We start from the raw sequence: 11,799 nt of genomic DNA on the forward strand, positions 1-11,799 counted from the left end.
GTGCGGTTCGACAACAGGCTGCAGTTGACAGTTCGGAGTTGCTGCTGCGGCGGCGGCGACGACGCCCACTGCTGCTGCGGCGACGAGCATAACGCGCCCCAGAAGCCCCCTACTTCGGTTGGGCGCCTTTTTCCGGTCCTCTAAGCGCCGGCAGTAACAACAAAGGATCGCGGCGGACTTAGAATCCGCCGCGAAATCGCAGACCGAACGAAACATGAATCAAGCCGATCGTCGGCGAAATGGGCCCCGCAAGGCCGAACGTTAAGCGGATGCGCAGTCATGACGACAGTTTTCGTAGCGTACGCCTCGGGTAACGACTTTCACTCCAATCTCATCAAGAAGGCCTGCAAGGATGCGAGCACGCCGGATCGCCGGGTGACTCCCTGGTGCGAGCTCGATACGTCGGGTTCGCCCATCGCCCGCTCCGTTGAAAGCTGGGTCGAGGATGCCGACTCGTTCGTTGCCGACATCTCCAGGGTCAATCACAATGTCACCTACGAACTGGGCTTCGCGATCGGCCTCGGGTTGCCGACGCGGCTGATTCGTTCGACCCACGAAAACTTCCAGCCCGTCCGCGACATCGGCCTAGTCGACACCCTCGGCTACGACGGATACGACTACGAAAAGCCGCTGACCAAAATCCTCAGCAAGGCCGATGAGACGTCGCGCTGGGGCGACGTGGCTAAGCATAAGGATCAGCCTCTCTTCATCTTGCAGCCACCGACTCCGACCGCATCGAGCCTGCGGACGACCAGTGCCGTCAAGAAGATTGCGCGCATCAAGTTCAGGAACTCGAATCCGGCCGAGATCAGCCGCCTGAATGCCAGCGAGGCCTATGAGAATGTCGTAAGTTCGTTCGGCGTAATCGCGTTCTGGATCGACGGCACGTCGGACGAGGCGATGCGCAACAACCAGCGGGCCGCTTTCATCTACGGTGTCGCTCAAGGCCGCGGGATTCCCGCCCTTCTCATCGCCCAACAGTCCCAGGCGTTGCCACTCGACCTCCAGGACAAGGCGGACCGGTGGTGGAAGCTCGAGGACATCGACGACCTGATCGCGACTTTCAGGACGACCGTCGCCGACACGCAAAACGAGTTCGTGACCGTCAAGCAGCAGACCGAAGGCCTGCTTGAGCGTCTCAGCTGCGGGGATCCGGTCGCCGAAAACGAAGCGGCGGCACTCGCCGACCATTTCCTGGAGACCGATGCTTATCGCCGAACGCTCGGCGGAGAAGCGAACGTCCTTGTCGGCCGCAAGGGAAGCGGCAAGACGGCGGTCTTCCTACAGGTCCGCGATCGTACGCGGGCCAGGAAAGAGAACATCGTCATCGACCTGATCCCGGACGGCCACCAGCTCGTCAAGATGAAGGAATTCATCCTCGACAAACTGAGCCGCGGAACGCGGAAAGAGGTGATCGCAGCATTCTGGGAATACGTGCTCTGGCTCGAGATTGCCTACAAGCTCCTCGAAAAAGATCAGGTCAGGGCTCTCAGGGATCCGCGCCTGCTCCCCGGCTACAACAAGCTGAAGGATCTGTTCGAGTCCCGGGTCGACACCGGCGTCGGCGACTTCTCCGAACGCCTCAAGCGCCTGTCTCAGAATGTGATCGATCGTTTCGGGAAAAGCAGCATCGTAAACGACGACCTGCAGCAGATCGACTCGAGCAAGGTGCTGGAGGCTATCTACGGGCAGGACGTACGGCTGCTGCGCGAAGAGGTCATGGGGTACCTGAGGCTGAAAGGCGTCGTGTTCTTCCTGTTCGACAACCTCGATCGCTTCTGGACACCGGGCGGCTTCACCGACGACGACGCGCTCATCGTTATCGGCCTGGCGGAATCCATGCAGGAGATCGCGCGGAAGTTCAGCCGCCAGAAGCTGGACTTCTCCTGGGCCATCTTCGTTCGCAGCGACGTCTACGAATTTCTGGTCCGCGGAATGGCGGACTACGGCAAGCTCGCGGTCCAGAGCCTGGAATGGACCGACAGAGCGCTGATGAAGACGCTTTTCGAAGACCGGCTCCGGTCGAGCGCCTCGCAGATCACCGGGGATTGGTCGACGATTTGGTCGCGGGCCTCGGTCTCGACCGTCAAGGGCAAGCCGGTGCTGGATTTCCTGATCGACGGCAGCCTGATGAGGCCGCGGTACCTGATCCGTCTCTTCGAGACCGCCCGGCGTCGCGCCTTGACGTTCGGTCGCGATCGGATCGAGGAAGAGGACTATTGCCAGGCGTTGACCGAGCTCGGCTGGCAGGTCCTGGAAGACCTGGATCGCGAGATCTCGGATCTCGTCGTCCACGGGGCGAGCCTTCTGTTCGAAATCGTGCAGCAGAAGAACGGGCTGACGCGCGGGAAAATCAAGTATATCGCGGGCAAGAAAATCCAGAAAAGCGAAGACGTAGACAAGCTCATCGACGTGATGCTCTGGAACGGCAGCCTGGGCGTGCTCGACAATGGCGCGCCGCGGTACATTTTCGACGTAGGATACAAGCGGCAGTACCTCGCCTCCCTCATCCAGGACGACGACACCGTCGAATTCGTGCTTCACCCGACGTTGGTTGCAACAGGGGGCTAGCCGATTGCCCGTTGTCGCCCGCCTGACTGGTTCGGTCGGCCGCGTCCTCGATCTCGCAGCTTGTTGGATGCCGTTCAACCATTTCTCCAGCAGCTCCCGGTCATCCGCGACAGGTTAGTAGGGCCTGGGGCGTCCTGCGCAGCGCGGTGCTCGACATGGAGCAGAGGTCCGTCGGGCTGCGCGAGACGTCGTCTGAGCTGGTCTCGGCGACCCTCATGTCCAGGATCGCTGGCCGGAGCACTCTGCCGAGGAGCAGGTCTACGACTTCGGGCCGCTCCGCAACGCTGAACTTTCCGACGCTGCGCAATATCTGAGCCGCGGTATTTAAGAATTCGATTACCACGTCGGCAACGTCGGGCCGACGCTAACCGCCGGTTGAGTTTTTGAGTATGATGGTGCGTTCAGAGTTCATTTTAGGGGGTAATCCGGCGACGACCGGAGCGTCGCGCGAAGGGGCGGCGGGCATCGGCGTGTCAGGCGCCCGAGCTCGGGGCATCGCGCGCGTCGGGTCTGGCATCATCGTTTAACGTGGCGCCCGCCGGCCATCGAGGCATGGCAAAGATCGTTATTCCGGACGGCGAGCGGGTCGCCTCGCTGGGCTTCCCGTCGGTAAAGCACGTCCCTGTCCTGTTCGACTCGGCGGGCCTCTATTGCCGCTCGTTCAACCGCTATCTCAGGGAACGGGCGACCGGCGATTGGTTTCCCGAAGGCGGACGGCCTTACCCGAGCGAAGCGACCCTGACGAAGATTGCCGACGACCTGAAGAACTTCCTCGAATGGTGCGAGGAGAGCGATATCTCCATCGAGATCGTCACCTACGATCAGGTCTTGCAATATCAGCGGGACCAGCTTGGCGGACGCTGGTCGGCGACTGGTAAGCGTTTGCAGCCGTCCACGGCCAACCAGCGGGCCGATGACGTCACTAATTTTCTGACCTGGGCCGCGCTGAAGGGATTGCGTGGGCCGTTCGAAGTCAAGCGTTTCTTCGGCAGAAGGCCGGGCGGCGAGCGGAAGACGGTGCGCGCCGGGCGGGCGAAAGAAAGCGCGACGCCCAGGGCAGCGGCGCGCTTCGTTCTTCCGACCCCGGCGTCAGTCCGTGATTGGCTCGCGCGTGTCCGCGAGCAGAAGGGATATGCCAAGTATCTGGCAGCCCGGTTCATCCTAGAGGTTGGTCCTCGCCGCATGGAGGTCGAGGCCCTCGAAGTCGATCAATGGCCATCGGCGCAAACCATTCGCGAGGCTGAGCAGGCCTCCCAGGCGACCGTCCCGATGGACCTCTACGTCACGAAGGGGAATCGTCCGCGCACAGTCGACGTGCCGGTCCGGTTCGCTCGGCGCGTTCGCCAGTGGATCGACGAGAAGTGGGATACCTATGCTTATCGTCATTTCGTGAAGAGCGGCAGGAAGACGCGGACGCGCCGTTTGTTTCTGAGCGACCATCTCAAGGCGCACGGCCGGCCGATCAGCGAAATGACGATCTACAGGATATTTAAGGAGGTCGCGCCGGGCCCTAAACTGTGGTCGCCGCACAAAGGGCGGCACGTCTTCGCGTGCTTCTTCGTGCTGAACGCGCTGGAGCTTGAGGCACGACCGTATGGCGGCCTTGCTGCCATGGGCTCGGGTTGGGTCGAAAACCGCGGTCAGTTCTGGCTGACGATTCTCAGGGATCAGTTCGGTCACATGAGCAAGTCAACGACGGAAATCTACCTCCGCTGGCTTGTGAGCTCCTGCGCGCTTGCCGAGTTATCATCCGGTTGGCACCGGTTCCTCGAGGGCGATGGGGAGGTCTGAGATATGCGCAAATCGGACTATGTAGTCGAGATCCAACCGTCCCGCGGAGCGCCTTACGAAGTTGACCTTCGTGAATTTGCGATCGGTGGAAACGAAGCCACGGTCAAGAAGGTGACGACATGGGGCGGCGACTATGCCGGTCGTCCAGACCTTGCTCTCGAACTTGCCGATTTCTTGGACACGCTTTCGCCCATTGAGCCGAGGTGTAAATCAATCCGCAGCGGTATGCGCAACTTCTATCGATTTCTGGATGCTCAGGCTCCAACGGTCGCGAGGTCTGCCGACGTGACCGATGCGATGGGTCCGACGCTGCTGACGTGGTTGACCGACATCGGGTCGTCGTACGCCGCCTACAAGACCATCCGCGCCGCCGTTAACGGGATGCGAGCCCTGAGCGGAGGAAGGCAGTTGTTCTGGCCGTCGCGCAGGCCGGATATCGTCGTGCACGATGAACCGATCGAGGAGCGCGCACTCCGGGATTTGTTTCACGCACTCCGCCACGAGGCGCGCGAGGTTAAGCGCATGCTGGCCGACGGCGACAAGTTGGCCAATGCGGGCTGCGACCCACGCGAGGATCTGGATGAAGCGGCGTTCTCCGTCCTTGAAAATCGGGCTTGGCTCGTTCGCGAGCTGATGAGGGATGGTCTTCCGGACCGCGCTGGGGCCGTCGCCTCCGGCGCACGTGAGCTTCTGGTCGGCCCCGGGCCGACCTACGTCTCTCCGACGATGTCGGAGCGGAGCTCCAGGGGCCTCACCGGCGCCCTTCGGTGGTTTGTGCCGGGTCGGTCGGACACCGCGATCTTCCTCGCCCTCTTCCTACTGTCGACAGGCTGGAATTTCGCGACGGCGACCGCCATCGACGTATCGTCCCCCGATGCATGGTCGCAGCCTCATCCGCAGGTCGACCGCTTCGCTGTCATCCATGCCTTCAAGAATAGGGCGGATCGACACCAGTTCGCGATCTCCATGACCCGTCCGGAATGGCACCCCTACCGGCTGATCGGATACATGCTCGAAGTAACCGCCCCGCTACGCCGGCAGGTGCTGCGCGAACTAAACGAGATGCGCAGGAAGTATGAGAATACCCCGAGCGTAGCGCTCGGGGCGGATATCCACCGCCATGAGGGGCTTGCCCGCAGCCCGTGGCTTTTCGCGTCGGTCACGGTCGGCAAGGTGTCGGGCTTCATCGAGGGCGCGGACGGCACTCACGTAAGTGATCTCGTTCGCGAAACTGTTCTTCGCCACGGGCTGGAGAAGACACATCCCCGCCTACTTCAATTCAAGACGTCCGATGTTCGCGATTCCTGGATCGGCTATGCCTACATCCAGAGCGGCTATAACGTCCTATTAACCCGCCTCGCGAGCCAGCACGCCACTTCGAGGACCCTGAAGCATTATCTGGGATTCAGGCGCTATCGCGCGCACAGCGAACGCCAGGCGCGCAAGCTTCAGCACGCACTGTTCTCCGAAATCGAGGCCCGCCGACCGGTCGATCCGACCCGTCTTCGGCTTCTTGTCGCCAACGGCGAGATCACGCCGGAGCAGGAGGCCCGCCTGCTCGACCTCAGACAACGCACTCGCCTCGGAACTGGATGTCTCAATCCGCGTGAACCCGACAAGGTGGTCGCGCCGGATCATCCGGAGGGGGCGCTGTGCCGCGTCCAGAGGTGTGTGGGCTGCAGCAAGGGCATTGTGTTCGAGGAAAGTCTGCCGGCCTTGGCGAGGGCTCTGGCCGAGCTGCGCCACATTCGCCAGACGATCCCGATGACGGCGTGGGACGGCTCATCCTTCGCCGACGAGCACGACGCCTTGGAGCAGACCCTGCTCGGCTTCGACCAGACACGGGTCGATGCGGAATTGACCTCATGGACGGCAAAATTGAAATCCGGGGAGGTTCAGGCACATGCCACCTATCCAAACTACTGAAGCGCGCGTCCTCCGGGAGGATTTGCCGGACCGCATGGAGTGGCGCGATGCGCTGATGGCGCAGCTCGGCAACTACGATGAGCTCGCCGTCCGCCCGTGGGACGAACTTCGCCGGATCGAGTTTCTACCTGGCTGCCGCCTCGATGCTCCCATCCTGACGATCCCCGCCGAATGGATGGCGGCCGGCACGCTGCGGCGGGACAGTGCACGTCAGATCGTCCCGGCCAAGGCGGGCGTGCCAGCCGATCCTGTAAAAGCCCCGGTCCGCGATGAGAGCATCCGCCGCGCCCTCCTCGCCCTGTTTCTGCCTCGAATTATGGGAAACGGCATCCGCGAATCCGGATACTCGACGTGGAAGGCTCGGGCAGGAACGCTGTTGCGTATGGCGGCATGGCAGTTGGAAAACTGCCCGTCGGCCGATGGCAGCGTATTTTCCCAATTCACTGTCGCGAACGTCCTGACCGGCCTCTATCCTGCGATGGAGGCCACCCCAAAGATGAAGGATAGCTATCGGGTTGTGCTCGACAGTCTGATCGATGCAGGGGAGCGTGGCATAGTTTCGGACTGGCCGCGGCTGTTCCGACACCGGGAGGATGGCGCGGGGACACACGCCCTCGAGCGATCCCGGCGCGGTGAGGAGTTGCCGTCCCGCCTGCAGTTGGCGCCTGTCCGTCAGTATCAACATTTCTCCGACGCGTTCGTCGGAGCCTTCGTTGAGCGCGCGCTCTGGTTCCAGGAAAACCTCGGTAACCAGGTCATGGATCTCTGGAAGCTCGACCGGGACATCGGCCGCGAGTTCGCGAAGCTGGGGCGAGGACCCAACTGGCCGGACGTGGTTGCCGCGCGCGCGGAGAACCTGCGGAAGTTTGAATGGACTGACGCGACGGGCGCTCCGCTCGTTGAACTAAAATACGCCATTCTGCAACATGACGGTGAAGAAGACCGGCTGACTCAGACGTGGCCACCGAAGTCGATGACGTCGTTCCGTCGGATCATCGGATTGCTGCAGGGTTGCAACTTCGGCGTCGTCAATCTCTGTACAGGCGCCCGCAGTAGCGAGATACTCGCCGCGGACGACACGCCGCTCGGCCAGTCCGAGGGTCGCTACCATTCGATCACCTTCAAGATGGTCGACGAGGTGAGCGGTAAGCCGAGAGATTGGCCCCTTCATCCGGCCGCCGTCCGGGCGATGCGGCTCCAGCACCGCATCGCCGAAGCTTTCCGCCCCGAGGGCGATCGGCAGCTGTGGGTGGCTCTCAAGGGCGACCGCGGCACACGTCTGACGTCGGCGACTGCCACGTTCGAGCGTGCGGTCGCGCAGCTCGGGCTGGGCCATCTGCTCGACGACCGCAATGCGCATATGCATCGTTGGCGCCACACCGTAGCGCGTCTCGTCGCACTTGCGGTGGTTGGAGCGCCGCAGGTTCTACTCGATCTCTTTGGCCATCGCGACCTCGAGATGACGCTCCACTACATGCTTTCGTCCCCGGACATCGCGCAGGAGGCGATGCAGGTGGCGAACGAGACTACCTACGCGATGGTTCAGGACGCCGTCGCCGAGACGGTGCGCGAGGAAGCTGGCGGACCCGCGGCGCAGGCTTTGCGAGAGGGACTATCTCGCACTATGCGGCGTGGCGAGGACGCCCTGGACAGCGCCACCCTGCGGGAAACGGCGGAGATCCTGACGCACGGCGGTCGGTACTGGTCCCTGGTCCGGCCGGGAGTCATCTGCACCAAGGGTCTGGGCGAGTATGGCCCCTGCACCGCCGGCCGTGGGGCGCCGGATCCAGGATCCTGCCGCACGTCGTGCGACAAGCGGCTGGAAATGGCGATGGCCAAAGCGCAATGCGAACAGGCGTTGGATGCCCTCATCGCGGAGCGTGCCTCGGCCGTCTCGGACGAACTCGAGATGCTGGTCGAAAACTTCGATGGCCAGATCCTCGCCGAGCTCGAACGCTGGGACGACGTCCGCAAGCGCGTACTGGCTGCTCATCCCGAAGTAAGGGCAATATGGGAGGCGGCGCAGTCATGAAACGCCCAGTGCTGACCAAGGAGCAGAACGGCGCCCGCATCGCTGGCGAGGGCACCAAGGCGGCGAAGGCCAGGTTCGCCGCCAGTCGCGACCTCATCCGTGAGCGGATGCGCGACATCGAGGCCGACATCGAGCGGAACGATGGCGTCTACCCGTACGCTCAAGGCAAGGTCTCGGCGGCCGAAGTGCTGCGGCGGGCGGGCAAGAGCGAAGCATATCTCCGGAAGAAGGAGCCGCCGGAGCTGGTTGAACTAAAGGACGAGGTCGACGCCTGGGCTGCCCGGGTGACGAAAGCGATGGCTGCGGGTGCGAAGGTGGTCCGCCGCAAGATCACGGAACGCGTCGGTCAGGTGCAGGACGAGCTTGCGCAGGTCCGGCAGAACTACATCGCCTCTGAGATACTTCTAAGCGAGACGCAGGCGGATCTGGAAAAGGCGGAGAAGAAGATCTCGGAGCTCGAAGCCCGCAATGCCGCCCTGCTCAAGGAGCTTGCCGGCAAGACGGTGGTCGACCTACCTCCGAGGCGGAAATGAGCCGGCCTCCTGTCGCACCGGAGATCCTGGCTGCTCTCGAGCCACACCTTGAGCTGCTCGATGCGGAGTGGTCGGCGCAACCCGAGGACCGTCGGCACCCGACGCTGCCGACGACTGGCGATGGCAAGGTCAACGTACGCCAGCTCGTTCGGGACATCGGCCTGCGTGAGACCCTTGAGCAGCATTTCTTCCGAAAGCCCGAGCTGGCAGGTCCTGTGAATGCACTGGCGCGCGTCCAGGGTGTCAAACCGATTGGTTCGCGCCTGCTCGATGACGTTGCCGACGCGGGCATTCGCAAACGGCTCGGCCGGGATGCCGATACCATCTCCGAGCTTCGCAAGGCGCTCGCCGAGCGCGAGGCGCTGGTGGCTTCACTGCGCGAGGAGAACACGCGGCTCAAAACTCGCCTCGATCTGGTCGAGGAAACCGGGCTATTGTTCAGGACGCCGAGATGACCGACGTCATCGTCGACAGCATCGTCTCCAAGCGGGACTTCGGCACGATCTTCGCGGGTCGCCTCACCGACGGCTCTACCGTGCGCGTGAGGGTCATAAACGCGAACATGCTGGGCGAGCCTTCGGTCGGCGAGCTCTGGTCCGTAGATGGTGATCTCTCCGAAACCCAGTGGGGGCCGCAGATCTCAGCACGCCGGGCCGTCCGAGCGCTGCCCAGTGGCAAACTGATGATCGACTATCTTGCGGGCTGCATCGCTGGCATCGGGCCAGCGCGCGCCCGCCGGCTGTGGCAACACTTCGAGGACCGCCTGCCTGAGGCGCTCGACACCGGCGATGTCGCTGCGCTGGCGGCAGTTATGGATCCGGAGCGGCCCGTGCTGGGGCCGAGACTCGCCGCGGCCCTGGCGGCAGCATGGAAAGCGATGGCCAGCGAAGCAAGGCTGGTGGAGTGGCTTGCGGCTGTGGGCGTGACAGAGCTGCCACTGGCCCGCCGCGTGTACCTGCTACTCGGGGCTGATGCGCCGCGCGCTTTGCAAGCGAACCCGTATTGCCTGGTTCCACTACTCGATTGGAAGCGGGTTGATGCCCTCGGACTTCGCCTGCTGAACGAGAGCGGTGAAGCCGACCCAGTAAGCTATCCTCACCGCCTCGTGGGCGCGGCGGATGCCGTGGTGAAAGACCTGGTTGGCTCTGGTTCGACCGCGATGGCCCGCGACGATTTCCGCGAGCGGCTCGCCCGCAAGCTTGGCATGCCGCCATCGTCCGGAGCGCTCGATCGTGCGGGCGAGCTTGCGATCGCGCGGCAAGCAGTCATCGTCGCTCCCTCGGGCCTCCTGCGAGCGCCGGGATGCGCCCTGATGGAGGATGGGATCATCAGCAGGCTTCGGACCATGGCGACCGAGGGCCCGCCAGACCGTCTAATTCGCCTGCAGGCTAACTTCGACGGCCAAGGTGCTGTCCTGGCTCAGGATCAGACCGAAGCCGTGCGTAGGAGCCTGTATGCCGGTTTCTCGTGTCTCCGCGGCGGCGCGGGCACCGGCAAGACCTTCGTCACCCGGACGATCTGCGACCGCTGGGAGCGCGCCGGCGGCAAGCTCCTGCTGGCCGCACTCGCCGGAAAGGCCGCCCTGCGGTTGTCCCGATCGACCGGGCGGCTCGCACGCACCATGTTCCGGACGCTCCGCGAACTCGATGAACGCGCGACGATCGAAAATCAGCTCACCGGCGAGATCGACCAGACCGAACGGGCGGAGTTGGAGGACAAGCTGCACCACCTGGCGCGACTGACTCCGGATACGCTGGTTATCATCGATGAGTCCTCGATGGTGGACTTGCCGTCGCTGCACGGGCTGCTCCGCCGGATGCCACCAGGCGCCCGGCTTCTGCTCGTCGGGGACGAGCGGCAGCTTCCGCCGGTGGGGTTCGGGTTGCTGTTTCACCGCTTCGTCGATGATCCGGCCATCACTTCCACCCTCACCACGGTGCACCGCCAGGCCGCGACCACGTCCATCCCAGAGGTTGCTGCCCAGATCCGGCGCCGCGAGATGCCTCGGCTCACCGCTTATGTCGGTCCCCATGCCGGCGTCATGCTCGCCCGCGCGCCGGGACGCGACGAGATCGCCGCGAAGGTTGTTTCGATCTGGGATGAATTGCATGACGGACGCGACGTCATGATCGTCACGCCGGTCAACGACGGCCCCTGCGGCGTCAGTGGCCTCAATCGGCGCCTCCACGACGAGTATCTGCGCAGGAAAGACCTGCAGGAGTTTCGTGGTCCGCTCGGCGACCTCTTCTCTCCCGGCGAACCGGTCGTGCACCGACGCAATTGCTACAAGCGCGGCCTGTTCAATGGCTCCATGGGTACCGTGCAGCGGATCGATCGGACCGAGCATCAGATCACAGCCATCTTTGACGGAGACGAGCACGTCTTCCCCGCCGAGGACCTGGTCGACCTATCGCTCGGTTACGCACTCACCTGCCACCGCGCGCAGGGCTCAGAAGCGGACTACGTCATCGTCGCCCTGCCGCCGAGCCGGCTGCTCGATCCATCATGGCTGTACACCGCGGTTACGCGCGCCCGACAGCAGGTCATAATCGTGGGACAACCCGACACAATCCGAGAAGCCTTGCAGCGGCCGTACGCCGACGAGCACAGATCGGTCGGCCTTAATTGGTCCTGACTTCCTGAAGTCGAAGGCCGGCATCATCAGTCTGATCCCCGGAGCCGCCGTCGCAGGCGGCCGCGGCCAACGGCGCGCGCACCGGACAAGGGCGAAGAGCGAAGCGTCCCTTGTCGGGGAGCACGACGATGGCAAGGTAAGCCGAAGACGAGTGGCGCTCGGGGGCAGACGTCCTGATCCCTGTGTGAGCCCGAGCAACTCCACCCAGTCATCCGACCACTCGGACTTGATAGTTCGGAACGGTCGTAGGCGTCGTTCGGAGTTAAGAACGCCTTGTACATACACACTTCGTAACTCCGAACGATCTATAA

Annotated in this window: 7 protein-coding genes; all 7 read left to right on the top strand. The window is 63.3% G+C overall.

Annotated elements, in window-relative coordinates:
- The first annotated feature begins 279 nt into the window (after positions 1–279).
- The 7 genes from SO180_RS40735 (at position 280) to SO180_RS40765 (ending at position 11,488) form a co-directional block, all read left to right on the top strand.
- Positions 280–2,571 carry a P-loop ATPase, Sll1717 family gene (locus SO180_RS40735; RefSeq protein ID WP_449384418.1) on the top strand — a complete coding sequence of 764 codons (2,292 nt, stop codon included), beginning with the start codon at positions 280–282 and terminating at the stop codon, positions 2,569–2,571.
- Between the two features lie 552 nt (positions 2,572–3,123).
- Positions 3,124–4,362: a tyrosine-type recombinase/integrase gene (locus SO180_RS40740; protein ID WP_449384419.1), complete on the top strand. Its 1,239-nt coding sequence runs from the start codon at positions 3,124–3,126 to the stop codon at positions 4,360–4,362.
- A 3-nt stretch (positions 4,363–4,365) separates the two neighbouring features.
- Entirely contained in the window at positions 4,366–6,288 is a 1,923-nt protein-coding gene (locus tag SO180_RS40745; RefSeq protein ID WP_449384420.1) for a hypothetical protein, read from the top strand.
- Positions 6,266–8,320 carry a site-specific integrase gene (locus tag SO180_RS40750; protein WP_449384421.1) on the top strand — a complete coding sequence of 685 codons (2,055 nt, stop codon included), beginning with the start codon at positions 6,266–6,268 and terminating at the stop codon, positions 8,318–8,320. Before SO180_RS40745 ends, SO180_RS40750 begins: the two co-directional genes overlap by 23 nt.
- On the top strand, positions 8,317–8,853 hold the full coding sequence (locus tag SO180_RS40755) for a hypothetical protein (protein ID WP_449384422.1): 537 nt from the start codon (positions 8,317–8,319) through the stop codon (positions 8,851–8,853). Before SO180_RS40750 ends, SO180_RS40755 begins: the two co-directional genes overlap by 4 nt.
- The gene (locus tag SO180_RS40760; protein WP_449384423.1) at positions 8,850–9,308 is read left to right on the top strand and encodes a hypothetical protein; all 459 of its coding nucleotides are present in this window, start codon (positions 8,850–8,852) and stop codon (positions 9,306–9,308) included. The genes SO180_RS40755 and SO180_RS40760 overlap by 4 nt, the downstream gene beginning before the upstream one ends.
- Positions 9,305–11,488 carry an AAA family ATPase gene (locus SO180_RS40765; RefSeq protein WP_449384424.1) on the top strand — a complete coding sequence of 728 codons (2,184 nt, stop codon included), beginning with the start codon at positions 9,305–9,307 and terminating at the stop codon, positions 11,486–11,488. The genes SO180_RS40760 and SO180_RS40765 overlap by 4 nt, the downstream gene beginning before the upstream one ends.
- Positions 11,489–11,799: the final 311 nt, after the last annotated feature.

The sequence above is a fragment of the Bradyrhizobium sp. UFLA05-112 genome (assembly GCF_053572325.1).

What these genes read in the sequence shown, in the direction of transcription:
- SO180_RS40755 (WP_449384422.1), top strand. Translation starts at nt 8,317, where the DNA reads ATGAAACGCCCAGTGCTGACCAAGGAGCAGAACGGCGCCCGCATCGCT.
- SO180_RS40765 (WP_449384424.1), top strand. Translation starts at nt 9,305, where the DNA reads ATGACCGACGTCATCGTCGACAGCATCGTCTCCAAGCGGGACTTCGGC.
- SO180_RS40750 (WP_449384421.1), top strand. Translation starts at nt 6,266, where the DNA reads ATGCCACCTATCCAAACTACTGAAGCGCGCGTCCTCCGGGAGGATTTG.
- SO180_RS40740 (WP_449384419.1), top strand. Translation starts at nt 3,124, where the DNA reads ATGGCAAAGATCGTTATTCCGGACGGCGAGCGGGTCGCCTCGCTGGGC.
- SO180_RS40760 (WP_449384423.1), top strand. Translation starts at nt 8,850, where the DNA reads ATGAGCCGGCCTCCTGTCGCACCGGAGATCCTGGCTGCTCTCGAGCCA.
- SO180_RS40745 (WP_449384420.1), top strand. Translation starts at nt 4,366, where the DNA reads ATGCGCAAATCGGACTATGTAGTCGAGATCCAACCGTCCCGCGGAGCG.
- SO180_RS40735 (WP_449384418.1), top strand. Translation starts at nt 280, where the DNA reads ATGACGACAGTTTTCGTAGCGTACGCCTCGGGTAACGACTTTCACTCC.